This is a genomic window from Paenibacillus sp. FSL H3-0321 (assembly GCF_038002865.1).
Taxonomy (GTDB): Bacteria; Bacillota; Bacilli; order Paenibacillales; family Paenibacillaceae; genus Paenibacillus_AQ.
Genome location: NZ_JBBODH010000001.1, coordinates 5,252,512 through 5,277,723, shown reverse-complemented (window position 1 = coordinate 5,277,723; position 25,212 = coordinate 5,252,512). Strand labels below are relative to the sequence as shown.

22 protein-coding genes are annotated in these 25,212 nt (G+C 51.7%); 11 read left to right on the top strand and 11 right to left on the bottom strand.

Translation table 11 applies throughout. The annotated features are described in order from the left end of the window. Window positions 1-434: 434 nt before the first annotated feature. Window positions 435-1,361, bottom strand: a complete 927-nt coding sequence (locus MHI45_RS23640; RefSeq protein ID WP_076110358.1) for an ADP-ribosylglycohydrolase family protein — start codon at window positions 1,359-1,361, stop codon at window positions 435-437. Window positions 1,362-1,719: 358 nt separating this feature from the next. On the opposite strand from MHI45_RS23640, the gene MHI45_RS23635 reads away from it, so the two are divergent. After that, window positions 1,720-2,460: a glycosyltransferase gene (locus MHI45_RS23635; RefSeq protein WP_076110359.1), complete on the top strand. Its 741-nt coding sequence runs from the start codon at window positions 1,720-1,722 to the stop codon at window positions 2,458-2,460. After that, window positions 2,457-3,173 carry a glycosyltransferase gene (locus tag MHI45_RS23630; protein ID WP_076110360.1) on the top strand — a complete coding sequence of 239 codons (717 nt, stop codon included), beginning with the start codon at window positions 2,457-2,459 and terminating at the stop codon, window positions 3,171-3,173. Before MHI45_RS23635 ends, MHI45_RS23630 begins: the two co-directional genes overlap by 4 nt. Before the next feature lie 109 nt (window positions 3,174-3,282). Here the strand turns inward: MHI45_RS23630 and MHI45_RS23625 are convergent, their stop codons facing one another. From MHI45_RS23625 to MHI45_RS23610, 4 genes are all read right to left on the bottom strand, one after another. Beyond that, window positions 3,283-4,281 (bottom strand): Gfo/Idh/MocA family protein, encoded by a 999-nt coding sequence (locus tag MHI45_RS23625; RefSeq protein WP_076110361.1) that lies wholly within the window; start codon window positions 4,279-4,281, stop codon window positions 3,283-3,285. An 82-nt stretch (window positions 4,282-4,363) separates the two neighbouring features. Continuing rightward, window positions 4,364-4,714, bottom strand: coding sequence for a DUF1648 domain-containing protein (locus tag MHI45_RS23620; RefSeq protein WP_076110362.1), 351 nt, complete (start codon window positions 4,712-4,714; stop codon window positions 4,364-4,366). A gap of 49 nt (window positions 4,715-4,763) precedes the next feature. Beyond that, window positions 4,764-5,093 (bottom strand): nucleoside triphosphate pyrophosphohydrolase, encoded by a 330-nt coding sequence (locus tag MHI45_RS23615; protein ID WP_076110363.1) that lies wholly within the window; start codon window positions 5,091-5,093, stop codon window positions 4,764-4,766. Window positions 5,094-5,137: 44 nt separating this feature from the next. Beyond that, complete coding sequence (locus tag MHI45_RS23610; RefSeq protein ID WP_076110364.1) at window positions 5,138-5,527, bottom strand: (deoxy)nucleoside triphosphate pyrophosphohydrolase; 390 nt, start codon at window positions 5,525-5,527, stop codon at window positions 5,138-5,140. 174 nt (window positions 5,528-5,701) lie between these two features. Between MHI45_RS23610 and MHI45_RS23605 the strand changes: the two genes are divergently transcribed. Next, window positions 5,702-7,795 carry a peptidoglycan D,D-transpeptidase FtsI family protein gene (locus MHI45_RS23605; RefSeq protein WP_083675590.1) on the top strand — a complete coding sequence of 698 codons (2,094 nt, stop codon included), beginning with the start codon at window positions 5,702-5,704 and terminating at the stop codon, window positions 7,793-7,795. A gap of 262 nt (window positions 7,796-8,057) precedes the next feature. Here MHI45_RS23605 and MHI45_RS23600 read toward each other — a convergent pair whose 3' ends face one another. After that, window positions 8,058-8,792, bottom strand: coding sequence for a YceI family protein (locus MHI45_RS23600; protein WP_076110366.1), 735 nt, complete (start codon window positions 8,790-8,792; stop codon window positions 8,058-8,060). A gap of 190 nt (window positions 8,793-8,982) precedes the next feature. Between MHI45_RS23600 and MHI45_RS23595 the strand changes: the two genes are divergently transcribed. From MHI45_RS23595 to MHI45_RS23585, 3 genes are all read left to right on the top strand, one after another. Continuing rightward, window positions 8,983-9,663 carry a response regulator transcription factor gene (locus MHI45_RS23595; RefSeq protein ID WP_076110367.1) on the top strand — a complete coding sequence of 227 codons (681 nt, stop codon included), beginning with the start codon at window positions 8,983-8,985 and terminating at the stop codon, window positions 9,661-9,663. After that, window positions 9,651-11,051, top strand: coding sequence for a sensor histidine kinase (locus tag MHI45_RS23590; protein WP_076110368.1), 1,401 nt, complete (start codon window positions 9,651-9,653; stop codon window positions 11,049-11,051). Before MHI45_RS23595 ends, MHI45_RS23590 begins: the two co-directional genes overlap by 13 nt. Window positions 11,052-11,141: 90 nt before the next feature. Next, window positions 11,142-11,660, top strand: a complete 519-nt coding sequence (locus MHI45_RS23585; protein WP_076110369.1) for a hypothetical protein — start codon at window positions 11,142-11,144, stop codon at window positions 11,658-11,660. A gap of 96 nt (window positions 11,661-11,756) precedes the next feature. Here MHI45_RS23585 and MHI45_RS23580 read toward each other — a convergent pair whose 3' ends face one another. Continuing rightward, window positions 11,757-12,680 (bottom strand): DUF6612 family protein, encoded by a 924-nt coding sequence (locus tag MHI45_RS23580; RefSeq protein ID WP_076110370.1) that lies wholly within the window; start codon window positions 12,678-12,680, stop codon window positions 11,757-11,759. Window positions 12,681-12,932: 252 nt separating this feature from the next. Between MHI45_RS23580 and MHI45_RS23575 the strand changes: the two genes are divergently transcribed. After that, a complete protein-coding gene (locus tag MHI45_RS23575) occupies window positions 12,933-14,390 on the top strand; it encodes an amidase family protein (protein ID WP_076110371.1) in 1,458 nt (485 codons plus the stop codon). Between the two features lie 12 nt (window positions 14,391-14,402). Here the strand turns inward: MHI45_RS23575 and MHI45_RS23570 are convergent, their stop codons facing one another. Beyond that, entirely contained in the window at window positions 14,403-14,720 is a 318-nt protein-coding gene (locus MHI45_RS23570) for a YciI family protein (protein ID WP_081965684.1), read from the bottom strand. Between the two features lie 13 nt (window positions 14,721-14,733). Beyond that, window positions 14,734-15,291, bottom strand: a complete 558-nt coding sequence (locus tag MHI45_RS23565; RefSeq protein ID WP_076110372.1) for a DUF1273 domain-containing protein — start codon at window positions 15,289-15,291, stop codon at window positions 14,734-14,736. Window positions 15,292-15,516: 225 nt separating this feature from the next. Between MHI45_RS23565 and MHI45_RS23560 the strand changes: the two genes are divergently transcribed. Genes MHI45_RS23560 through MHI45_RS23550 form a run of 3 tightly spaced genes read left to right on the top strand, consistent with a single transcriptional unit; the run spans window position 15,517 to window position 19,495 of the window. Beyond that, window positions 15,517-17,181: a spore germination protein gene (locus MHI45_RS23560; RefSeq protein ID WP_076110373.1), complete on the top strand. Its 1,665-nt coding sequence runs from the start codon at window positions 15,517-15,519 to the stop codon at window positions 17,179-17,181. A 24-nt stretch (window positions 17,182-17,205) separates the two neighbouring features. Further along, window positions 17,206-18,309, top strand: coding sequence for a GerAB/ArcD/ProY family transporter (locus tag MHI45_RS23555; RefSeq protein WP_076110374.1), 1,104 nt, complete (start codon window positions 17,206-17,208; stop codon window positions 18,307-18,309). Further along, the gene (locus MHI45_RS23550; protein WP_076110375.1) at window positions 18,302-19,495 is read left to right on the top strand and encodes a Ger(x)C family spore germination protein; all 1,194 of its coding nucleotides are present in this window, start codon (window positions 18,302-18,304) and stop codon (window positions 19,493-19,495) included. Before MHI45_RS23555 ends, MHI45_RS23550 begins: the two co-directional genes overlap by 8 nt. 175 nt (window positions 19,496-19,670) lie before the next feature. Here MHI45_RS23550 and MHI45_RS23545 read toward each other — a convergent pair whose 3' ends face one another. Beyond that, window positions 19,671-21,701, bottom strand: a complete 2,031-nt coding sequence (locus tag MHI45_RS23545) for a beta-galactosidase (protein WP_076110376.1) — start codon at window positions 21,699-21,701, stop codon at window positions 19,671-19,673. 118 nt (window positions 21,702-21,819) lie between these two features. On the opposite strand from MHI45_RS23545, the gene MHI45_RS23540 reads away from it, so the two are divergent. Further along, window positions 21,820-22,656 (top strand): AraC family transcriptional regulator, encoded by an 837-nt coding sequence (locus MHI45_RS23540; protein WP_445667508.1) that lies wholly within the window; start codon window positions 21,820-21,822, stop codon window positions 22,654-22,656. 392 nt (window positions 22,657-23,048) lie between these two features. Here the strand turns inward: MHI45_RS23540 and MHI45_RS23535 are convergent, their stop codons facing one another. After that, window positions 23,049-25,055, bottom strand: a complete 2,007-nt coding sequence (locus MHI45_RS23535; RefSeq protein ID WP_083675585.1) for a beta-galactosidase — start codon at window positions 25,053-25,055, stop codon at window positions 23,049-23,051. Between the last annotated feature and the right edge of the window lie 157 nt (window positions 25,056-25,212).

Sequence of the window (25,212 nt, the reverse complement as noted above, 5' to 3'; positions counted from 1 at the left end):
TCTTCAAACCGCTTCCCCGCCAAAACCTGCCGCTGTATGCCCTAAGGAATCATGGGTACAGTACCATTTTCTGATCACATGCGGAGAAAGGCGTTTCACCACTAGGTAGTTTTTTCGGTGGAGGCTTACGTTTCGGAGTTTCAGAGACTTCGCTCTTCTTCCGAAGGCGTATGTGCGTCCGGAAAGTGTATTCCTGGCTCTGAGTACAAACGGACCGAGTTGCACTTATTTGGGGCTTTTAGCCTGTTACAGGAGGACAACGGACTCCAGCGCAGTTATTTCTCCCTGCTGGCCGTTTTTAGCTAGAATGCAGAGCAGATAAGGTCGCCTGGGTCCGCAAAAGAGAATAAACAGGGATTTTACTATCCATAGCGCCTCCTGAGTCCGTCCCGAGTAAACGAACCCGCTGCGGGCTTTTGGGGCCCTTATCCCGCTTATCTCCCCGTGCGCTCTGTAAACAGCCGCCCCGCGTAGTCGCTAATCAGCGCCTGCATCGCCAGCTTGCCGGCCCAGCCCGCCGGGATGCCGCTTAGACCATAATAGGCTCCGGCAATTTGGCCGTAGACTGCGCCGGTAGTATCGGCGTCATTCCCCAGATTAACGGCGAGCAGTGCACCTTCGGCGAAGCTTGCCGATTTGTGAAAAGCCCACAGCGCCGCTTCCAGCGATTCAACGACATAACCTGTACCTTGAATCTGCGGAGGCTCCTTCCGCTTATAAGAACCGGTATAAATGTCGGCAAGATGCGGTGTCAGCAGGTCCTGCTGAAGCCATTCGGCAAATGCATCAGGGGCCAGCATTTCTTCCTTGCGCCAGCCATGCAGCCCGGCGAGGATGTAGGCGGCCATCAGGCGGCATGCGCTTAGACACTCTTCTGCGGCATGGGTTGTCCTTGAACTGCGTGCCGCAAAGTCTATGGCAGCTGCAGGATGCTGCGCATAGTACATGACCACCGGTGCCAGGCGCATGATCGAGCCGTTCCCGGCTGAACGGGGATCCTCCGATCCGCTGTAAGCTTCCCCCGTGTCCTCGAAATGCTGCAGTGCCGCCCGCGTAGCGTTGCCGATATCGAAGCATTCCCCCGTGCTGCTCAGATAACCCTCGCGGAACCACTCTGTATAGCGCTGCATCTGATCAGCAGCGTCAAAGCCCTGCTTCGCCAGCAGACTTTCCGCCAGGCAAAGCGCCATCGAAGTATCGTCTGTCCATTGTCCGGGCAGCAGTTCAAACACGCCGCCTCCTATGATATCCTCCATAGGCACAAACGTGCCAGGGGCCTTGAATTCCACTGTGGTCCCCAGTGCATCTCCAACCGCCAACCCTTGCAGACAGCCTTGATAACGATCCATATCTAATCCCATAGCAGTAGCTCCTTTGCATGATTTCCTAAATATCAACGTTATACCTATATAGCTTGAACTTAAGATCTTTCTATTTTGGGTTATTATCGTAACTGCGGAGAATGTTTGGACTTCCGGCCGCTGTTGTCTGCAGATTTCTTGATTTTATTCCGCTCTTTGCGGTTGAAATCCACAGACAAAGGCGGACGCTGTCGCTCCGTAAGTATCCAAACTTCCCCTCCGTCACTTCCACCCCTTTTTTATTTTCCAAGTTCAATCTATATAGTAGGCAGTACATTGTCGCGTCATCTGCCGTTACCGCCATTGTCCGTGCACATATATATAGTAAAGGAAGATCACGGATAAAGGGAGCGATGTAATGGAAGCCGGTGCCGCAGGCTCTTTAAACAAGCAGGGAGTTTCCATTATCACCTGCACGAACCGCCAAGGTTATTTGCGTAACTTGTTTAATAATTTCAATAGACAGAAATACCGGACAAAAGAACTGATCATCATCGTGAACAACAATAAGATTCCGCTTGAGTCCTACTATAAGCAGGCCAAAAAGCTCCGCAATGTACACATTTTCCGGATCCCTGCCTCTACCTCTCTCGGCGCTTGTCTAAACTTCGCTGTGCGGAAGGCGAAATACAGCTATATTGCCAAATTTGATGATGATGATTATTACGCCCCCTATTATTTGACGGATAGTTTGCAGGCCTTGCGCAGAACAAAGGCCGACGTAATTGGCAAGCGGTCGCATTATATGTATCTGCAGGGCTCCAAAACACTGATTCTCCGCTTTCCACATGATGAGAACCGGCCCGTAAGCAAACTCCCGGGAGCTACTCTTTTCATTAAGCGCAACGTATTAAGCAAAGTGAAATTTCCGGATCGAAACGTTGGGGAAGACGATCTATTTTGCATCAGGAGCAAAAAAATGGGCTACAAGGTGTATTCCGCAGGAAAATACAACTTTGTCGCCATCCGCCGGAAAAACTCCTCTAATCATACCTGGATCATCAGCGATAAAGAGTTAATTGCTCATCATAAAACGATTCCGTCTGTGAAAAATTACAAAAAGTTTGTGCAGAAAAAGCCCAAGGATATCCGCTCATGATTTCCCCATATCTTGCTTACGAGAAGGATGCGGTTTCGGTCATTACGTGCACCAAACGGCGACAAAATATGGACACCCTTTTCCACAATTACGACAGACAGAATTACAGGAATAAAGAGCTGATCGTGATCTTGAATCATCCAAGCCTGAAGCTAAGCGATTATATCAGGGCCGCGTTACCATATCCTAATGTGAGGGTGTATAGCCTGCCCGGGCATGTCTCGCTGGGTTCCTGCCTGAATTATGGCGTGAAAATGGCCAGATACGGGCTGATTGCCAAATTTGACGATGATGATTATTACGTCCCTGGCTATCTGTCCGGCAGCCGCCGCAGCATGGTGGATACCAATGCCGATATTGTCGGCAAACGCGCCCACTTCATGTACCTGAACGGTAAAAAACTGCTCCTGCTCCGTTATCCCAAACGGGCTGATCAATATGTTTCTCAGGTACAAGGGGCAACCTTACTCATCAAACGTGCTGTTTTGGAGCAGGTGGATTTTCCAGATCTAAACCGGAATGAATGCGTGAAGTTCTGCTCCCGCAGCCTCCGCAAAGGATTTAAAATCTACGCGGGAAGTCCTTACAATTTCCTGGCGATCCGCAGAAGGAACTCCAAAGATCATACCTGGATAATAAGTGATAGATCTTTGCTCAAGGGAAATATGAAGGTACTGAAGGTGCGGGATGTCAAAAAGTATATTTGCCGATAATCTTTCCGTATATAGGGAAGCTCCTGTCCGACTCCCGATATACAGCGGCCCCCGGAGTGATGTGAACATTCTCCGGGGGCCGCCAATCTGTTATAACAGTATTGCTCTCTTATTCACCAGGATACTTAAGTCCCCATTGTCCACGGACCTGATCCAGCAGCTTCATGATGGCTACGGACTCATCGAGCGTCATCACCGGGCTTTCCGTAAGTCCCGCCTGGAGACAGCGTCCCACTTCCTCGGCTTCAAAGGAATATCCGATCGAGGTACGGTCATCCTCAAAGGTCTCGACCAGCTCACCGCCGATGTAAAGCTCAGCTGACTTAGGATTCACCAGTGTTCCTTTGACAAGGATATGGCCCTCTGTCCCGAATACATGGGCTTCCTCCAGCATTTTGAGACGGATACCGCCATTCAGTGAAGCGCTTTTGCCGTCGCCATAGGACAGCAGCAGCGAGAAATGCTCATCCACCCCGGTATCACCGATATGTACGGTGCTGGAGATGGTTTCTGGATGAGGCCCAAAGACCATTGAAGCAAATGAAATCGGATAGATGCCGACATCCAGCAGCGCACCGCCGCCGAGCGCCGGGTTCAGCAGACGTCCTTCCGGATTCCAGTCGGAACGAAAGCCGAGATCTGCCTTCACCAGACGAACATCACCGATCCTTCCGGAAGATAACCATTCTCTGACCTTGACGTTCGCAGGAATGTAGCGGCTCCACATGGCTTCCATCAGGAACAGCTTCTGCTCGCGGGCATACGCCACAATTTCTTCCAATTCACTGCTGTTCACGGTGAACGGTTTCTCGCACAGCACGGCTTTGCCGGCGCGCAGCGCAAGCAGCACATTGTCCTTATGGAACGGATGAGGTGTGCCAATATAGATGGCGTCCACTTCCGGATCGCTCACCAAATCTTCGTAAGTGGCATGGGCCACGGGGATGCCGTGATTTTTGGCGAATTCATCAGCGCTTGCCTGCGTACGTGATCCCACGGCATAAGCGGTCCCGTTACTGGCATGAGCCAGATCTGTAGCGAACTGGTGGGCAATCCAGCCCGTGCTGAGAATGCCCCATTTTACTTTGTAAGCGTTATCCACTGACACCAATATCTCCTCCTTGGGACTATTGCTAGTCCCTTTGATTCTATCAAACTGCGCTTCTCCTGTAAAAGAGTTAGGGTTGCGCCTATGCCATAGCAAGCAGCGCACATATACTAGTCGCGGAGCAACCCACTGTCACAAGCAGCGTTGCCGCATTCCAGGTCCGGTGCACTACAGCGAGATTCTCAATGTAGCTGCGCATGAACACTTTTCGCAGCAGCCAATGCAGCAGCCGGATAAACACAAAACCGCACCAGCCGAACAAACTGATCAACAGCACCTCGTAGCTCCCTTTGTCTACAAACCGGTCAACTACATCCCCATCATAGTGAATTGGCACAAAATCCGGCATCCGCGGGTAAAGGTAGATGTAAAACACAATGGGTATAATTGCAGAAATAATACATAGCGTAAAAGTCACTTTCTTTTTGAACATGGGATGTACCTCCTCACCAAAAATCATGCGGCAACTCCCTCATTGTCCGCTAGTGTGCTTCCTCCAGCTGCAGCAGCAAAATCCGTTCCTTAAATGCTCCGCGGCGCTCCGCCTTCTCTGCACGAATGTTCTCCAGAACTTCGCTGTCCGCTCCATGAGTTTGTGCCAAAGCGCGGATGACCTCCAGCATATCGGCCAGCTCCTCCAGTGCATGCTCATCGCTCTCGGCCTTGAAATACTCCGCCGTTTCTTCACGCAACTTCGCGCGCAAATACTCTATGTATTCTTCGGGTTCCAGTATTCGGGAAGTACAGCTTCGTCCCTGAGAAGTTATCAGCCCCGGAATGCCGTCACGCACAAGCTTCGGATATTCAGCCAAAATCAAACAACTCCCTTAAATTTATATATCGGCTCAGCTCAGCATCAGCAGGACTCTTTCAGCAATCTTTCTACGAAAGGAACATCGGCCGGAGCAAAAACAAAACTCTCCAGTTCAGCAGGCAGCACCCAGCTGTACTCATCATGATCGCTGAGACTGATCTCCCCTTCCAGAAACTCCGCTTTCCAGGCAATCAGCATGATCTGCACACTGCCATAGTTATGCTCATTGACCCCGTAAGCCCCGGTGGGACGTATGGTGATATTCAACTCCTCCATCAGCTCTCTTCGCAGACACTGCGGGACATCTTCGCCGGCCTCCAGCTTGCCGCCGGGGAATTCCCACAATCCGGCCTGCGACTTGCCCTGCCGCCTGCGGGCAATCAATATCTGCCCTTCTTTATTATGTATAATCGCCGCTGCTACTTCAATCATCGTTTTTCCTCCTATAGTTATCCGTTTTTAAACTAGATGGTATATTGTGGTACAATATGGTAAAGTCTGATTTTCATTCAATAATCTATCTGCAAACAGGCTCAATTTACTCTGTAGGGGAGGCTGCATGTGAAGTCTATTTTCAAATCAAATTCTTTATCTGATGACCAAAAAATGAACCAGTCGCTTAGTCTGCGCATCAATGTGTTTTTCTTCAGCACGTTTATTATATTCTGCATTATTATTGTCCGTCTTGCCATTCTACAGTTTGTCGAAGGGCCTACCCTCAAAGATGAGGAAACAAGCAGGGATACGAAAAGTGTACCGCTTGCTTCAATCAGAGGGACTATTTATGCCCAAGCTGGAGAGAAACTGGCCTATTCGACGTCGGTGCAGACCTTATATTTTACTTTAACAAGAGAATATTCCGAAACCTCGACGGACAAGAAGACCAAAAAAACTGCCCGTACTCCAGAGGCCGTCGCCAAGGCCGGCCTTCTTGCAACTGAGCTTGCAGCTGATTTCGCAACACATGGGGCCAAGGTACCTAAAGATGAAGTACTAACCAAAGAAGCAGTGCTGAAAGCCATGGACCTGGATTCCAAAGTTTATTCCGGCTTTATACTGCGTCCGATCAAACGCGGTCTAACGAATAAAGAAGTGGCCTACTTCATGGAGCACAAGGACAAATACCCCAATCTCACGGTAAGTGAAGAGGATGAACGTCATTATGACAAGGATACGGTAGCTTCACAAACGATTGGATATATCAAGCCGTTCAAAAAAACGGACATGGATATTTATAGAAACATCCTGGCGGCGATGAAAAATGAGGGAGACCCCGGTCTGGCTTACAGGGACGATGAGTTTGTCGGGTACGACGGTCTTGAACTCCAGTATCAAAGAGAACTGCGCGGGCGCAACGGATATCTGATGGTAGGCGTTAATGCACAGAACATAGCCGAAGGCATTGAGGAAGTGGTTCCACCCGTCAAAGGCAATGACCTGTGGACCACGATCAACAAAAATGTTCAACTGAAGACAGAGCAGGCTATCCTGGATCAGATTGAATGGGTGCACAGAAATCCGGTACAGGGAAAGGTTCATCCCGACGCCAAGACCGGCTACGCTGTTGCCATGGAGGTTGATACCGGTAATATTGTAGCTATGGCCAGCATGGAGGACTATGACACCAATCTGTGGACCAAGGGTACCCTTCCGCCATCGGTATGGAACGAACTGATGCTAAATTATCTGAACGGTACTATTACACCTATTTCTTCCGGGCGGTCCGGCCACAACTTCGAATCGGCAGTTTTCCTGGGTTCTGTCATCAAGCCGCTGACCGTATTGATCGGCCTGAACGAAGGTTTCATTACAACAAGCACGACCTACACGGACAAAGGCAGCACGACCTTCGGCAGAGCAGGACACGAAACAACCGTGCGCAATGCCGGCGGTCATCCTTACGGATACTTTAGTTCCCCTGCCAAAGCAATTGAGAAATCCTCCAACGTATTTATGATCGATATGATTGGCAAAAAGCTTTATGAGAAATACCATGAAAAAGGTGTCAAGGTCTGGGATAAATATATGAGAGATTTTGGACTTGGTGAATTTCCGGGTAGCGGACTGCCGGGAGAACACAAGGGCATCATCGATTATTTTGACGAAGCTGAGAATGGCAGTCCGCAATCGGCGCTGGTATTTGCCTCCTTCGGGCAGCAGGGGCGTTACACCGCGCTGCAGTTAGCACAATATGCTTCCACCTTGGCAAACCAGGGGACACGGATCAAACCCCAGCTGGTCAGTAAAATCACAGATTCGGCGGGCAAAACCGTAAAGACGTTCGGGAGGGAAGTGCTGAACGAAGTGAAGTTCGATAAGTCCTACTGGCGGGAAGTTATTAAAGGAATGAATACTGACGTTAAGGCATTTGAGGGTTTCCCCTATGACTTTGCACGCAAAACCGGAACCTCCCAGCAGGAATACTACAGAAAAGTCAATGGAGTCAATACGAAGTTTACAGTCGACAACGGGGTATTTATTGCCTTTGCTCCGCGTGAGAATCCGAAGCTTGCTGTGGCTGTAGTCATCCCCGAGGGGGGATTCGGCTCGAACAGTGCCGCACCGGTCGCCCGCAAAATTTTTGACGCGTACGATTGGGAATATGGCCTGGACGGCACACCGAAGAAGAGCATTCCCCCTAAGGAAGATGCGGCTGACAAGACTGCCAGCGATGGAGAAGCAGCGGAAGAGGGGCATTAGTCAGAGCAGCCCGGCCTGATATCCGTAACGCAATGGCCGGGCCGGTAGGACCGATTCAAAGGAGATTAAGTGACTCTCAAAGTTTGAGGACTTGTTCGAGCCCCTCCTCTTCTTAAAGCAAGTGTTTGAACCACAAACAAAGAGCAGGGTTTCTCCAATAACGGGAGAAACCCTGCTCTTTTCCTTTTACAGCCCTGCACTGAAGTTGACTTCCACTTATAAGAGCGATAGGCACAAACAGTCGTGATAGACTCTGTATATTCTATTTAGTAAGCGTAAGTTCCAAGCGTACTTCGAGATTGTTCTCCGTATCCAGTACGATGGAATGTGGACTTACCATGCCGAAATCCTCAAACGTTACGGTTGTTGTTCCCGACAGCAGAAGCTGTCCTCCGCTGTATACGGCCTGTGACTGGAAAGTCACGTCCTTCTCAATCCCTTTGACCGTGAGTGTCCCTTGCATTTCCACGGGTACTGCGGTGCCTTCCGTCCATTCTACCGGCAGTTCGGAGAACGACTTCACGGTGAAGGTCGACTGCGGGAACTGCGTTACCGCGAGGTAATCATCGCTTTTTACATGCTCATCTCTTTGAGCGTTTTCGGAATCCAGCGCGCTCATCTCCAGAGTCCCTTCCCCGGTCATTGCGGCGGCATCCTCAAGATTCACATTCCAGGTTCCCTGAACTTTTTCATTTACAAAATTCACTGTCTCTTTGGAGGTCGTCACCGACCAATAGACCTTGGAAGTGTCAGCAATACTCCAGGCCCCGTTCAATTGTTCCGCTGTAACAGCAGCACCGGAAGCTGTTTCTCCACTCGCATTTGCATTTGCGTTCGCGGCAGCCGTGCCCGCACTATTCGTTCCCTGTTCCTGTGCAGGAATAACAGACTCGATTTCAACGTTATTGCCCAAACTGTTGTTCAAGAAGGCAAAGGCCGTAACGGCTCCGATGATAACGACTCCTGTGGCAATCCAGACCCATGTTTTTTTGTTCATCCTTATTCCCTCCATCCATTTTCTATGCGCCCTGTTAGGCTTGTTTCCCATTCTAACAAAGCAATATGTCGGGAATAAGTCAAAGCACACGCCTGCACAATGTGGTAAACTTGTCGTAAATTTTAATTAAACTGCAGCCGCTGTCCGTATGGCAGTCAACCTGCCGGACGTGTTCAAGGAGGCACTAGATATGAAGTCGATTCTAATTGTTGAAGATGAGGAAGCCATTGCCCGGGTGCTTAGTGCCTATCTCAAAAAAGCCGGCTTCCACGTAACCCGCGCCGCCGACGGACGCGCCGCACTGGAAGCCTTTGAAGTTTCCCCTCCCGCTCTGATCCTGCTCGACATTATGCTGCCGAACATGGACGGCTTCGAGCTGCTTGGCCTGATCCGCGAGAAAAGCAGCTGCCCTGTCATCATGCTGACAGCCCGGGACGGCATCAATGACCGGCTGGCCGGATTAGACGGCGGCGCTGACGATTATATGTCCAAGCCCTTTATCCCGGAAGAAGTAGTAGCCCGCGTAAACGCAGTGCTGCGCCGCCCTTCCCAGTGGTCTGACGGCAGCCGTAAACGCCATTTCGGCAGTCTGTTCATCGACTTTTCAGCACGCAGCCTCTTCCTGAACGGTGCCGAGGTCAGCCTCAGCCCGCGCGATATGTCGGTGATGTTATTTTTGGCTGAACGCCCGAATCAAATTTACACTAGAGAACAGCTGATTGAGCAGGTATGGGAAATGGACTATGAGGGCAGCGACCGTGCCGTAGACCTGTCGATCAAAAGACTGCGCCAGGCACTCTCGCACTGGCCGGCGGATGAAGGGGAGATTCGCACGCTCAGAGGAACGGGGTATCAATTATGGACAACCTGAAGAAACGCACCTCCATCCTCTTCTATTGGACTGTCCGCTACCTGCTGATTATCAGCATCGGACTCCTGCTCACCGCACTCGTCACTTTCTGGTGGATTCAGCAGGAAGCGATGAACAACCGCATGCAGACCACCGGTCTGCTGGCTCAGGAGATCGCCGACCGCAGTGTCGGGACGGACGGAAACATGAACATCAGTCCGACTCTGAGCAAGCTCGTTGAGGACCGCAAGCGCTTCTTCAAATTAACAGTGGAAATGTGCGTGATCATTACAGATAAGGAGGGACAGCTGCTGTTCTCCGAGCCGCCGCTAAGCGATGAAGCGATGCGGCATAAGCTTAATGATACGTTAAACGATTCCCGCAGCCCGGAGTTCAAGGCTGCTGTCGCCCAAATCCAAGGAGACGGTGAAGCGCTGGGGCAGGTCATTGTCCTGCAGTCCAAACGTTCCCTGCGCCATATCCCGAAGGAAGAGATCACCTTCTTCTTGATTCTCGTCGTCTTTCTGATCATCTTAAGCTGGCTGACTATCTATCTCCTCTCCAGCAAGCTGGCCAAACCGATTCAGAATGTGGCCGCCGCCGCCGCACAAATCAGCGGCGGCCAGTATAACATTGTTCTGGAGACAGGGGCTAAGGAACGTGAGATTCACGAGCTGCTGATGTCCTTTCAGGAGATGGCGGGAAAGCTGCAGCAATTCGAGCAGTCACGCGCGGTTATGCTGGCCGGAGTCTCCCATGAGCTGAAGACACCGGTCACTTCGATCAAAGGGCTGGTCCATGCCGTCCGTGAAGGTGTGGTCGAAGGGGAGGAAGCCGGGGAATTCCTTGATATCGCTTTGCTGGAAGCAAGCCGATTGCAGCGTATGGTCGCTGACCTGCTCGACTACAACGCCCTGACTGCCGGTATTGTCGCCGTCCGCCACGACAGGCTGGATGCAGTTCCGCTGCTCGAGGAAATCATCTATCAATGGAAGCTGACACAGAGCGCAGATGTCAACGAACCTCTGCTGCACATGCCGGAGAAATCCCTGTTCCTGCGGGGTGATCCGCTGCGCATCCAGCAGATTATCGTCAATTTATTGAATAACAGCGTGCAGGCCAAGAAACCGGGAAGCAGCCTCCAGCTCACCATCAGCCTCCTATTGGCTCCAGCCGGACACGCCGAAATTACTGTGGCGGACAATGGAACAGGGATTACGCCGGATAATAGAGATAAGGTCTTCGAAGCCTTCTTCCGCAGCAACGACAAGCAAAGCACACTGCGCGGACTGGGCCTCGGTCTGACCTTCAGCCGTCTGCTCGCCGAAGCGATGGGCGGAACACTGGTGCTGGGCAGCGGCCATGAACAAGGCTGCCGCTTCGTGCTGACACTGCCCGTGGCGCCCTGACACCCTGACAAGAGCCAGCGCAAGAAGTAGTCCGGGCGCTCCTCCGCATGGTATAATCACTTACAATAAACCGTGAACCGGAGGCTGTATATGCTTACTTTTGAACAAAAATTAGCTATTCTTGATTCCTACCCCCAGCTTGAACGACGTAATGTATCGCTTGGGCGGGTGAATTATCACTTCGAGCAGAGCCGCCATGAGAAGAAAACTGTTGCTTCCCACCTGCATCCTAACGGCAACGGCTACGTGTTCGCCGGGCTCCTGCGGGGCTACGAAAGTGATGACAAAGGTCTTGTGAATATCCGCGACTATACGGAGTCTGAGCTGCGCGAGCTGCTGGATGCGTCGATCACCTCTTTGTCCATGTATATCCCGGAAGTCACTGCACCGGGCAAAAGAAAAAAGAAAACTGCCACAGTTACCGATACCCTTTGGGTTAATGGAGACGGACATACGTTAAGTCTGAAGCTGGAGGAAGATCTCTGGTACCTCTACGCCGGGCTTCAGCTTGAGATGGCCTTCGAGACGATCCAGGAAGCTGAAGAGTATCTGACGGAAGAAGGTTTTGTCCCTGCCCCGGCGGAAGAGTCCTATATTCGCCCCTATTAAATCAACAAAGCAAAGCCCGGAAAGGTTCTTATGACCTTTGCCGGGCTTTGCTTTGTCTTGCGATTGTTACTATTTACTCTGTTGCAGCCGCAGTTGTTACTTTACTGCTGCTGTTGCTGAAGGCGTCTGTATTTCCTTTGCCTGCAAAGCTTCCTTCGGGACCTCGATGGCCTTGATTTCATTATGCTGCCCGATCTCATTTTTCATCTTCATATCTATGCTGATTTTCTGGCTGTCAGCGGTCATATCCATGACCATATCCACATCCGTGCGGGTGGGCAGGTATGTTTTTTGATTAACTCCATAGACGATTGTCATACTCTTAATGTCCATCTGATCCATCAAAGCCGTCATTTGCGGGTCCGCGCTGCCGCTCTGGTTCATATAGCTTTTCGCCAGTTCCTTCACATTGTCCCCTGATACCTCAGCGGTTAGAACGTAATCCTCGCCATCCTCGGTGACCTTCGTAAATTCTGTGATGGACTTAAATTGTTCCAGCTGCTTCTCAGGACTGGCCGATTGCTGCATAGCAGACATTACTTGCTCAGTCATTTCAGCAGGCATTTTTATCCACTGTCCATTGACCAAGCTAAAGGAACCGGCATCAGTAATGTACTGCTCCATCTTTTGCTCTCCCTGCCCCGCCAGATTTATCTGGATCAGCTGGTGCATTTGCAGCGGGTCCTTCATATATTCTGATTTCATGGTCATTTCAACGTTTTGATCCTGGGTCGTCTCCCCTTGGGTCATGCTCATCTTCTGTGAAATCTGCGATTCCATCGCAAAGCTCTTCAGTCCCTGGCTTGCATCTGCCGTCTTCTGAATAAGCTCTTCTACAGTGGGAGTCCCCTCATTTGCAGTTTGCTCCGCAGCCGCCTGCTCAGTTGCTTCCGGTGCCGGAGCAGCAGTGGCGGATGCTTCGGCAGCATTCGTTGATTTTTCGGCAGCCTCATTGTTGCCACAGGCCGACAGGCTGACTGCCAGTGTTACTCCTAGTACGAATGTTGTCCATTTTCTCAAGATGTTGTCCTCCTAAAGTTTGGTTAGCGTTACCTCACTGAATTGGCTTCGACAAAAATCGCTTCGAAAGCATACGCTAAAGTTTGGTTAGCGTTTATTACCCAACATCTGGAACTCTCTAATCACACTATCAAAAACAACCCGAATTCCGCATGCCCCGGGAGTCGTAAAAAGAACGCTGTCAAGACACGGCAAACTATGGTTAGATGAAGGAGAACGACAAACCAAAGAGAGAAAGAAGCGTGAACCTGTATGAGTTTTGAAATCGTAGAGGCTACAATAACGGAGATTCAAACTGCGCTTGCTGCCGGAGAGATCACTTCGAAGCAGCTGGTGCTCATGTATCTTGAACGCATTGCCGACCATGACAAAAATGGCCTGACGATCAACTCCGTGCTGGAGATCAATCCGGATGCACTGTTCATCGCAGAATCTCTGGATGTAGAACGTTCGCAGCAGGGTCCCCGGGGGCCGATGCACGGCATACCAGTCTTACTGAAGGACAATATCAATACAGGGGATAAAATGCATACCAGTGCGGGATCGCTGGCTTTGGCAGATTCTTTTGCCGGGGAGGATGCCTATATCGTTACTAAACTGCGCGAAGCCGGGGCTGTTATTCTGGGAAAAGCCAACATGACCGAATTCGCCAATTTCATGACGAACGGCATGCCTTCGGGCTACAGCTCCCGGGGCGGACAGGTACTGAACCCTTATAACATATCAACACCGACAGGCGGCTCCAGCGCCGGTTCTGCGGTTGCGGTAGCTTGCAGCTTCTGCACAGTGTCCGTAGGAACGGAGACCTCCGGCTCCATCCTCAACCCCGGTAATCTCGGCTCGATCATTGGGATTAAGCCGACCGTAGGCATGATCAGCCGCTCCGGCATCCTCCCGCTGTCCAATACACAGGATACTGCAGGACCTATGGCAAGAACCGTCCGCGACGCCGTACTGCTGCTGAATGCAATGCTCGGCAAGGACAGCGGCGATGCCGCCATGGGAACAAGCGTGGGCAGACTGCATGAAGATTATACTGCCTTCTTCGACCCAAACGGGCTGCAGGGGGCACGCATTGGAATTCCGCGGGATTATTATTTCGAAGAATTAACGGAAGAGCAGCTGGCATTGTTCAACGCTTCCGTGGAGAGAATGCGTGAGCTTGGAGCGACAATTATCGACCCGGCTGAGATTAAGACCGCACGCGAGATCAAATATTCCTCCGTTGTGCTGAATGAATTCAAAACCTCCATCAATGCCTATCTTGCCCGTCTGGGTCCAGGCGCTCCGATGCGCACACTGAAGGACATTATCGACTTCAATCATGCCCATCCGGTCGAGACGCTAAGGTTCGGGCAAGCCACGCTGATTGATGCTGAATACACCTCTTCCGGCACCTTGACGGAACCGCAATACCTGCGCGACCGCGCCACTGACCTTAAGCTATGCAAGGAACAGGGGATCGACGCCACCATGAGCGAGCACCGGCTGGATGCTCTGCTGTTCCCGGCCGACTTCGGTGCGCGGATTACCTCAAGAGCGGGATATCCGTCCATCGTCGTGCCTTCCGGCTATACATCGGCCGGCGCCCCCTTCGGCGTTACCTTCTCGGCGCAAGCCTACCAGGAGCCTATGCTGATCAAGCTGGCTTATGCGTACGAGCAGAATTATAAGGTCCGTAAAGCGCCTTCGCTGCGCAGCTTTATCTAACCGGCACTTTCGTTAATCCGCAGCTATGCCCATATGCTTGTTGCCTTCATGCGACAGGTCCCAGGTGCGCAGCTCGTAGCTGCGGACGCCCGAGAGGATGTAAGGGTCACGTTCGGCAATGGCCACTGCTTCTTCGCGCGATTCCGCGCGGATAATGACCATCCCGCCAGGAGCATCGCTGAACGGACCACACATCACCAGCTGCCCGCTGCGTTCCAGCTCCTGCAGATGGCGCACATGCCCCCGTATAATTTCCATATCCCTGCGGTCCTGTTCGGTCGGGCTTAACAAAATGACATAACAAATATCTTCTTCATAAACAGAATTCATTGGTATTGCCTCCTCATTCATATTCACGTTGATTTTCTTCATCTGCGATATTCTGGATTTCCTCGGCATGCATCAGGAACAGGCCATAATCCCCCTCCGCATGCAGCTTCAATGCCCGCTCCTTAAAATACTTCGGGCTTCCTTCGGCAGCGTCCTCATCATAGAAGAGCAGAATGCCGTCGCTCTTGCGGAACAGCAGTTCATCCCTGGCCCGGAATTGCCAGCTTCCGTCATAAGGAGCATTGCTTACAGCCCCGTAGTAATCCGCTCCGGCAATGATCCGCCGGTATTCATTCTGCTTCTCCTCCTTCCATTTCTCTTCCGGTGCGGCATGGGCTGTAATAATGCCCAGCTTCAGTCCGGGATACTGCACTTTCAGCTCAAGCACCACCTCGCATGCCCAAAGATCCACCCCGTATTGTCCGGGCGTAATGATCCATTCCAGCCCCTCTTCAATGAGGGGAATCAACCTGCCTGCAAGTGCTTTTTTGATATAAGGAATACCTTGATGTTTGCTGTCAAAAATACCGAGCTCATGCGCACGGTACCCTGTTACCAGTAAGGTTTTCATCTGCTGCCTCTTTCCTGAACGGGTAATCTTGTTGCTCCTCTTTATTATGCATTATACAACATTCCTCTCCGCTAATTGATATACCTGAAGACATGGGTGCGCTCTTAAAATCAGAGGCATCCGTTTTTTGTTTAATAATATTTTCACAGAAATGACTAAACCGCAGCAAACTTTGGAAAACTTCATTTACATAGTTGTTTACTCTTAGAGCTGGGGGTGATTTCATTGCTCGCATCGATCTTATCCTACATCCCGGGCTGGGGAGTTTTTTATCAGGCTGGAATTGCTCTGCTGGTCCCCATAATTGCCAGCCGTCTATACAAAGCCTTGCATTCCTATGTAGGCAGCGGAAGAGGACCGCAGTCCTCAGGCAACGGGAACATGTCTAACCGCAGAGCACAATCAAATACCGCCCTGCCGCAGACCGCCTCTCCCGCAGCGGCCTTCAGCGGAAATTTCGCTGCCGACCTTCACTCTATTAAGGAGGCTATCGGCGGAAACAGTGATCTCCACTTCAGAGAATTCACGCTAACAAAGCTGCAGACTCAAGGAGTGCTTATGTATGTGGACGGCATGCAGAACGACAGGCTGCTTAATATGCAAATGATGCAGTTTCTAATGTTTGAGGCCACCGCCGATAACCTGTCTGCTTCCGGCATCGCCGAACATCTGCTGCCCTTCAGCAATTTGCGCGAAGCCGGTAATCTGGAAGATCTCAACAAATCCGTCCTGTTCGGACATGCCGCTCTGCTGATTGAAGGAATGCCGAAGGGATTGCTGATCCAACTTCCGGGAGGCCCGAACCGTGCGATAGCAGAACCTGTCTCAGAAGCACTGCTGCGCGGACCACGACTCGGCTTCTCCGAGGTGCTGAGCGAGAATACTTCCATGCTGCGCCGCCAGGGATTCAGCGACCAGCTTGAATTGAAGACGTACCGGGCTGGCAGCAGCGTTCAAAGGGATTTGGTGGTTGCCTACATCAAGGATATTGTCAATCCGGAGCTGCTGGAGGAAGTACAGACCCGTATTTCCAAAATAGATATCGACTTTCTCGCTGAATCGGGGTATATCGAGCAGTTGATCGAAGACAACTACCTAAGTCCTTTCCAGCAGGTCCAGAGTACCGAGCGACCTGACAGAGTTATAACTGCCCTGCTGGAAGGCCGCATCGCCATTCTTCTGGACGGGACGCCTTTCGCGCTGATTGTGCCGGTGACATTCAGTATGCTGCTGCAATCTCCGGAAGACTATTATGACCGGTGGCTGCCGGGATCATTTCTGCGGATGCTGCGTTTCGCCGCCGCCTTTCTGGCACTTATGGCTCCATCCCTTTACATTTCCTTCATTTCATTTCATCCGGGGCTTATACCCACGGAGCTGGCAATCTCGATTATCAAGACCCGGCAAGGGGTACCTTTCCCGTCACTGATCGAGGTGCTGATTTTGGAGATATCGATTGAAATTTTACGGGAGGCCGGGATCAGGCTGCCCAAGCCCATTGGACCGGCTATGGGCATCGTCGGCGGTTTGATTATCGGGGATGCGGCGGTGCAGGCGGGTATTGTTAGTCCCTTTTTGGTCATCGTTGTCGCCGTCACCGCCATTTCATCCTTCTCCATTCCGATGTACAGCGCCGGGATTACCCTGCGGCTTCTCCGTTTCGCCGGGATGATGTTTGCTGCGGTTCTCGGCATGTTCGGCACAATCCTGTTTTTCCTGCTGATCTGCAGCCATCTTACCAGGCTTAAGAGCTTCGGAGTGCCTTACCTGACGCCGGTATCGCCGTTTCGCCCAAGGGATTGGAAGGATTTGTTCATCCGTGCACCAATTGCACTGATGAAACGCAGACCTGCCATGATGAAGACACAGAAACCCAAACGGAGGTCATAATCACATTCAAGAGGGGGCCGCACTATGTTTACTCGTTCAGACGATAAAATCACCGCTTCACAGGCTGCTGTGTTCCTGAACAATACCGTGCTTGGCGCAGGTATACTTACGCTGCCGCGGAGTGTGAGTCAAAGTGTGAAGACTCCGGATTCCTGGCTGTCCGTGCTGCTGGGTGGTGTGATTGTTATGGCGGTAATTGCTCTAATGGTGAAGATCAGCCAGCAGTTTCCCGGTAAAACGGTTTTTCAATATGCCGGGAAAATCATTGGCCGGGTTCCTGGAGGTATTCTATGTCTGCTTCTGATTATCTATTTCTTAATCATCGCAGGGTTTGAAATCCGCTCGCTTGCGGAGGTCACACTGTTTTTTCTGCTGGAGGGCACACCGATATGGGCAATCATCCTTCCCTTTATCTGGGTCGGCACCTATCTCGTGTACGGCGGCATTAATTCCATTTCCAGAGTCTTTCAAGTCGTGTTTCCGATCAGTATCATGATTCTGCTCACTTCTTACGCGTTCAGCCTGCAGCTTTTTGATATGAAGCATTTGCGTCCGGTTCTGGGCAACGGCATTCTTCCCGTGCTCAGCGGCCTAAGGTCAACAGTGCTTGTCTATACCGGCTGTGAAGTCGTCATGACACTCGTTGCGTTCATGCAGAATCCCCGGCAGGCGCTAAAAGCGATGCTGGTGGGAATCGGCATCCCGCTCTTCCTGTATCTTCTCACGGTAGTTATGGTCATCGGAGGCCTCTCGATAGATTCTGCTGTTACAAGCACTTGGCCCACCATTGATCTCATTCGAAGTTTTGAAATCCCGGGATTTTTCTTCGAGCGCATGGAGTTTCCGCTCATGGTGATCTGGCTAATGCAAATGTTCTGCAACTTCAGCAGCTTCTTCTTTCAGGCCTCCCTGGGCATCTCCCAAATCTTCCGCCTTTCCATTCATCCGGTGATTTTTGCGCTCGTTCCGGTCATTTTCATTTCCGCTATGGTGCCTAAGTCTCTTAGTGATGTGTTTACCCTCGGCGACGCCATCGGCAAAATGGGAATCATACTGTTCCTTTTGCTGCCGGTAATGCTCTCAGTGATTTGGCTTATTCGCACGAAAGGATTGAAGCAGCATGTGTAAGCGGACATTTCCTCTCATCCTCTGCATGCTCCTGCTTCTGGTTACGCAGACAGGATGCTGGAGCAGCAGAGAGATTGAAGACCTGGGACTGTATTCAGGCCTTTCCTTGGACACGGGCAATCTCACTACCGCAGAACAAAAGCTGGAGGAGCAAGGCGGTACCTATTCCAAGAAAAACTTGGTTACGGTAACGATACAGATTGTTCCAGTTAAATCGACAGGTACAACGGAAAAACAGGGGGGCCAGCAGACCGCTCCTTATGTCAATGTATCGGGGACGGGTGATTCCGTGCTTGAGATCTTCCGTGAATTCTCGATTCGCAACGAACGGCCGATCATCGGGCACCATCTCAAGGTCATTATAGTATCGGCTGATCTGCTCAAGCAGCAGAGTATGGATCAGCTTATGGATTTTGTGCTCCGCGACAATGACATCCGTCCGAGTACGATGGTGTTTATCAGTCAAGGACGCGCAGATGACACGCTCATCTCCAAGCGAACCGATGCAATCCCTTCCTTTCATATCAAAGAAATGATCAGTAATCGATTCAGGACAAGCAAGGTGCTGAGTCCGGTCATTTTGTCACAATTGGATGCACTCATGCATTCCAAGAAGAGTTATGCTCTGCAAAACCTCATTACAGTGGATGGAGATACGGAGTTTTCGGGTGCTGCAATTATTAAAGGGGATACTGGCCACTGGATCGGAACCTTGTCAGAGGAGGACACGGAGTGCCTCTCCTGGCTGACCGGTAAGGGTACAAGCGGTGCGATCAAAGCCTATGACTGGGATAATGAGCCGATGACCTACGAAATGAAGGCAATGAAGAGCAAAATCAAGGCCATTGTAGACGGGGACGACATTTCATTCGAAGTTTCTATTCGTACCGAGGGCCGACTGATAGAAACCTGGAACAAAAAGAGTTATCCTACTTCAGCTGAGTATTCAGAAAAAGTCGGCCGTGTATTTCAGGAGAAGCTGGCGCAGATGATGCAAAAGCTGATGCAGAAGCTGCAAAACGATTATAAAGCGGATGTCGCTAGCTTCGGCGAAACGCTCAGCATCCAGCATCCTGCGGAATGGAAGAAGGTTATGGAGCATTGGGACGATACGTTCAGCCGGTCGAAGATAAGTTTCAAATATGACTTGAAAATAACGGAATTCGGTTCTTTTACTGAAGAGTAAACATGGAGTTTCAATATGCTGACCTTAGCCGCACAAAGGCAAAAAACAGCAGAGCAGCGATTCTCCCGTGAAGGGTGAACTGCTGCTCTGCTGTTTTTTTACAGTGTGAAAATAACCAGGACTGCCTCATGAATAGAAATATCCACTTTGGAGACAGCCCTTATTGCACTCTCGTTTAGTTCTTGTCAGACAAAATCAGGACGCCGCGGCCTGGAACAACGGTGGAGCCGCTGAAACTCTTGCCAGTCAGCAGGTCGGTGCGTTCAGCTGCGCCGATGTCTGCACTGAGATCGCCTTCTTTGTGGTTCAGCAGGAACAGATAGGACACGCCATCTTTCACACGCTGAACGGATTCAATGCCCTCAGGCGCGCTTACCAGCGGCTTGATGCCGTTCTCTTCGCACAGGTTGGCAAGGAATCCTTGCAGGAATCCAACTTCAGGACTGCTGGCCACATAATAGGCCTTACCTTCACCAAAGCTGTTCGCAGTCAATACCGGCATGCCTTTGTAAAAGTCCGAGCCGTACTGCGCCAGCACTTCGGCACCTTCAGAGTGAATCAGATCGCATAGCAGACCGCATTTGTAGGAACCGCTTAACGTTCCCCATTCCTTGTTCATGACGATTTCATTGCTCATGCCCGGCAGCAGGGCATCAATTTCCTCGGCCCAGATGCCGAGCACCTTGCGCAGTTCTCCAGGATAACCGCCCACCGTAACCAGATCATTTTCGTTCACGATGCCGCTGAAATAAGTGGTAATGAACGTGCCGCCAGCCTTCACAAAGGCTTCAACCTTCTCGGCAAATCCCGGCTTGATCATATACAGCACCGGTGCGATTACAATCTTGTACTTGGACAGGTTCTCTTCAACGCCAATCATATCAGCTTCGATATTCTGCTGGTACAGTGCGTCATAATATTTGTGCACTTCGTTAACATAGTCCAGTGCTACGGATGGTCCGCTCGATAGATCAAGCGCCCAGCGGTTTTCCCAGTCGTAAATAATCCCAACCTGCGCCTGGCTGCGTGCATCCAGCAGTTGATCCCCAAGCTGCTCCAGCTCTTTGCCAAGCTCAGCGCATTCACGGAAGACCCGGGTGTGCTCATGTCCTACATGCTCAATAACCGCGCCATGATACTTCTCGCAAGCGCCGATGGAGCGGCGGAGCTGGAAGAACAGGACGGTGTCAGCGCCGCGCGCTACAGCCTGGTAGCTCCACAGGCGCATTACGCCCGGGCGCTTCAGAGAGTTGTACGGCTGCCAGTTCTGCTGGCTTGGCGTTTGCTCCATCAGCATGAAGGGCTGGCCGTTCTTGAGGCCGCGCATCAGGTCATGCGTCATGGCCGTGTGGCTGACCGGTGTATCCAGCGATGGATAGTTGTCCCATGAGATCACGTCCAGATGCTTGGCCCATTCGAAATAATCGAGTTCGGGATAGAAGCCCATCAGGTTGGTAGTAACAGGGATGTTAGTGCTATGCTCCTTGATGGCATCGTATTCAATCTTGTAGCATTCCAGCAAACTGTAAGACATAAATCTGCGGTAATCGAGGGAAATCCCCTGGAAGTTGGTGCGGTTGCCGTTCCATTCTTCGCTGAGTTCATTGGGAACGACAATTTCTTCCCAATCATAGAAGGTATGACCCCAGAAACGGGTATTCCAGGCTTTGTTCAAGCCATCCAGTGAACCGTAGCGTTCCTTCAGCCAGACACGGAAAGCAGCGGCGGACTGCTCGGAATAGTCATAGCCGCCGTATTCATTGGAAATATGCCAAGCCACAAGACCCGGATGATCCTTATAGCGCTCAGCCAGCTTACCTGCCAGTTTAGCCGCATATTTGCGGTATACCGCACTGTTCGGATTGGAGTTATGACGGCCGCCGAACTTGCGTTTTCTGCCCTGCACATCGACGCGGGTCACTTCGGGATAACGGTGAGCCATCCAGGCTGGATGTGCCCCGGTTCCTGTTGCCAGACATACATAGGTTCCATTCTTATATAAGCGGTCCATCAATTCATCCAGGCCGGAGAAATCATAAGTGTCTTCCGACGGCTGAATCAGTGCCCAGGAGAATACATTAATTGTCGCGACATCAATTCCCGCGAGTTTGAACATCCGTTCATCCTCAGCCCATACCGGGGCATCCCACTGCTCGGGATTGTAATCTCCACCATACCAAATCTTTGGCAATTTATCGTTGATCACACTTCGCACATCCTTTATAGTATAAGTATATATTTATTCTAAACGGTTAACGTGTCGCTTTAAATATAAAAATAAGGTCCTTGCATATAACAATATGGAACTACGGGAGATGATGATTGTGCCAGCGACAGCGGTACGCAGAATTGTGTTTGCCCAAGAGGGCGGACAGCAGTTACCCATTACTCTGGACAGTATGGGCTTTAACCCCGATCAGGAAAAAGTATCCCGCCCCGAAGGCTACGACACCTATCACTGGCTGCAGACGGCCCAGGGCGAAGGCATTATATATTTTGAGAACAAAAAAATCACGCTCTCCGAAGGCAGCGGCGTTCTGCTGCTGCCCGGAACTCCGCACCGCTATGAATCGCTAACACCACATCTATGGTGCACCTATTATCTCACCTTCGGCGGCAGCTCAGCCCGGCACATCCTGGAGTCGCTGGGCATGGGCGCCAATTCCTTCTACCGGTGGGAAAGCGAAGCCCCGCTTCCTCATATGCTGAAGGAGATGCTTGACCGCCATGACGCTTCGGGCGATATGTTCAGCCTGGGCGTCTCCACCGACGCTTACCGCTTCCTGCTTACCTTGAGCAAATACGGCCGGCTGCATAACAATACTTCCATTTCCCGCAATGTGGACAAGCTGCAGCCGCTGCTGAAATGGATGGATGTCCATTATGGCGATCCCGATATCGGACTTTATGATCTCGCGTCCCAGCTTGAGGTGTCCGGTCGTTATCTTAACAGCCTGTTTCTGCAGACCTTTGGCCTGTCTCCCTACGCCTATTTCGTCCGCCTGCGCATCCGCAAGAGCAAGGAACTACTCGTCACCCAGCCTGACCTGACGGTAAAAGCTATCTCAAAGCTGGTTGGCTTCCGCGATGTCAGCCACTTCGTGGCCACCTTCCGCAAGCAGTCGGCGACTACACCGGAGCAATTTAGGAAGCTCCACTAACAGCTAACAAGCGCGAAGTGCTATTGGTAAACTGGTGAGGCGTGGGAGGAGATTTATACTCACTCCGAGGAACGCTTGGACATTCAGCCGCTGCTATCTTCAGGAATCCTATCTCTCACTCCGCCCACAATTACTTCTGCTGCACTTTGTGCAGCAGATCCGGCCCGATTTGGCCTTTATTCTGATTCTATTGCATTTCATGCAGCAGATTCAGCGGAATTCGATCCAAATAGCCCTTTGGTTGAATTCTGCTGCACAAAGTGCAATTGACTTGCTTGCCCCTGCCTTGTACGCGGAATCTACTGTACAAACTGCAATGAAATAGTTAATGAAAGCCAACCTCGCTCCCCTGAGCCTAACTTACAACGAGTCTGTTACTTTCACTCTTCCTGCTACTCCGCCAGCTCCAGAATCTCCACCCCGTAAGCCTCCATCTGCAGCTCGCCCGAGCGGATCTCGCCGTTACAGAGCACGCTTGAATAACTGCCCGGAAGCGGCACGGTTTGCGGCATCCGGTTCAGGTTCAGCAGGAACAGGAAGCTGCCGTTCTCTCCGCTGCGGATCGTGGCCTGCACGCCATCCGGCAGACCGGCAAAGCGGGTTACTCCGTACTTACCGGCCAAATCGGCAAGCAGCAGTGACCAGTAGCGTTCTTCGGCATGGGTTCCGAAGTAATACACCTGCCCTTTCCCGAAGCTGTTGACAGTGACAGCCGGAATTCCGGCGTAGAAATCATCGCCGTACCAGGCGACAGGCACCGCCGTGACCGGTGTCAGCAGATCGCACCACTGGCTGCATTCGAAGGAGTTCCCTTCAGGGTCCACTAGGGTATGGACTTCCAGGCCGACAGGATCATATTCGCCAACCCGGACACCTGCTGCCCGGCTTAACAATCCCGGCAGCGGCTGCATGACGCAGATGTTGTTGCTGTCCTTAACGCCGCTGCGGTTCGTCAGAATGAGTACGCCGCCTGCCGCCGCATAAGCTTCAAGCTGCTCCGCAAGCGTCTCGCCCAGCACGTACAGGCTTGGCGCGATGACGACCTTATAACCATCCAGTGGTTCCCCGGCACGGATTACATCGCAGCCAATCCCGAGCTTCGTAAGTGCCCGGTGAGCCTGCTTGATGTTCTCGTAATAGTCCAGACCCTGGGCCTGTGGCTGGATGTCCAGCGCGGCCTTCTGCTCATGGGAATGCAGAATCGCCACTTCATGCTTCAGCACAGTACCCTGCAGCCTGCCGCTGAGGCCGTTTACTTCTCCGCAGAGCTGGCTGAACTCAGCGAATCGGCGGCCCGGAACATTGCTGTGGTCAATCAGGCCATGCCAGTATTGCTCGGCCCCGGCGACAGCACTTCTCCAGCGAAAATGCACGATCGTATCCGCACCTCTGGCAATCGCCTGCCAGGCATAGGCGCGGATAAAACCCGGATACGGTGTCCGCCACATCGGCATCCAGCAGCCTGGTGAGCCGCTGAGCTGCTCCATGATCCAGAAGTTCTGCCGTTTGATCCCGCGTGTGACGTCCAGAGACAACGCTCCGCTATAGGGCGTTGTCTCTTGTTTGTCCGGTGAGGTGTTCGGATAATAGTCGAATGCCGCCACATCGAGGTCGGTGCCCACTGCATACATATCCAGCCGCTGCGGATAACTGTGAAAGTTATGGGTAATAAAATGCTCCGGGCAAATCCTCCGCAGCGAATCAATCTGCGTCTTCTGGAACCGGACAACCGAATCCCATTGAAAACGCTGAAAATCCAGCAGGAACGACGGATTCTGGAACGGCGAGCCGCCCAGCGGTACCGTCAGCTCATTCCAGTCGCTATACTCCCCGCTCCAGACTACCGTTCCCCATGCTGTGTTCACGTTCTCCAGCGTGCCGTACTTTTGCCTAACCCAGCTGCGGAAAGCTTCATAGCAAGTCTTGCAGTGGCAGTCAATCATACCGAATTCATTGTCGGTCTGCCAGCCGATCACAGCAGGATGACCGCTGTAATGGCGGGCCAGCTTTTCGATAATCCGGCTGCCATATTCCCGCAGGGAAGCGCTGTTATAACAGCGGTGCCCGCGCACGCCAGGATGGAACGTCTGCCCATCGGCAAAGACCGGAAGTACATCCGGATAGGTGGTGGTGAGCCAGCGCGGCGGAGTGGCAGTCGGTGTTCCGATCACAACCTGCAATCCGTACTGATGGAACAGCTCCATAGCCCGGTCCAGCCATGCAAAATCAAAGAAACCTTCCCTTGGCTCTAAACGGCTCCATGCGAATTCAGCAACCCGGACCACCTTGACCCCGGTTTCCTTCATTAACTGAATATCCGCTGCCCACAAGGACTCATCCCAGTGTTCCGGGTAATAATCGACGCCGACCTGCACTGCGTTATAACTGTTCAGTGTCATATCTTCCTCTCCTCCCGTTCTCATCCATCCATTTCCACTTTCCATCCTATCAAAAAGACGCCCCCGCTTCACATCAATGATGCGTTGGACGGGGACGTCCGGCAATCCACTTTATCCAATTACGGCCCTTATAGGGCTCTCTGTTTACGGTGAGACG

Excerpts from the sequence above, each read along its gene's own strand:
- MHI45_RS23565 (WP_076110372.1), bottom strand. The coding sequence starts at position 15,291 with ATGAAAACCTTACTGGTAACAGGGTACCGTGCGCATGAGCTCGGTATT.
- MHI45_RS23640 (WP_076110358.1), bottom strand. The coding sequence starts at position 1,361 with ATGGGATTAGATATGGATCGTTATCAAGGCTGTCTGCAAGGGTTGGCG.
- MHI45_RS23535 (WP_083675585.1), bottom strand. The coding sequence starts at position 25,055 with ATGACACTGAACAGTTATAACGCAGTGCAGGTCGGCGTCGATTATTAC.
- MHI45_RS23570 (WP_081965684.1), bottom strand. The coding sequence starts at position 14,720 with ATGAATTCTGTTTATGAAGAAGATATTTGTTATGTCATTTTGTTAAGC.
- MHI45_RS23620 (WP_076110362.1), bottom strand. The coding sequence starts at position 4,714 with ATGTTCAAAAAGAAAGTGACTTTTACGCTATGTATTATTTCTGCAATT.
- MHI45_RS23630 (WP_076110360.1), top strand. The coding sequence starts at position 2,457 with ATGATTTCCCCATATCTTGCTTACGAGAAGGATGCGGTTTCGGTCATT.
- MHI45_RS23595 (WP_076110367.1), top strand. The coding sequence starts at position 8,983 with ATGAAGTCGATTCTAATTGTTGAAGATGAGGAAGCCATTGCCCGGGTG.
- MHI45_RS23590 (WP_076110368.1), top strand. The coding sequence starts at position 9,651 with ATGGACAACCTGAAGAAACGCACCTCCATCCTCTTCTATTGGACTGTC.
- MHI45_RS23600 (WP_076110366.1), bottom strand. The coding sequence starts at position 8,792 with ATGAACAAAAAAACATGGGTCTGGATTGCCACAGGAGTCGTTATCATC.
- MHI45_RS23605 (WP_083675590.1), top strand. The coding sequence starts at position 5,702 with ATGAACCAGTCGCTTAGTCTGCGCATCAATGTGTTTTTCTTCAGCACG.
- MHI45_RS23610 (WP_076110364.1), bottom strand. The coding sequence starts at position 5,527 with ATGATTGAAGTAGCAGCGGCGATTATACATAATAAAGAAGGGCAGATA.
- MHI45_RS23555 (WP_076110374.1), top strand. The coding sequence starts at position 17,206 with ATGTTTACTCGTTCAGACGATAAAATCACCGCTTCACAGGCTGCTGTG.
- MHI45_RS23635 (WP_076110359.1), top strand. The coding sequence starts at position 1,720 with ATGGAAGCCGGTGCCGCAGGCTCTTTAAACAAGCAGGGAGTTTCCATT.
- MHI45_RS23575 (WP_076110371.1), top strand. The coding sequence starts at position 12,933 with ATGAGTTTTGAAATCGTAGAGGCTACAATAACGGAGATTCAAACTGCG.
- MHI45_RS23585 (WP_076110369.1), top strand. The coding sequence starts at position 11,142 with ATGCTTACTTTTGAACAAAAATTAGCTATTCTTGATTCCTACCCCCAG.
- MHI45_RS23550 (WP_076110375.1), top strand. The coding sequence starts at position 18,302 with ATGTGTAAGCGGACATTTCCTCTCATCCTCTGCATGCTCCTGCTTCTG.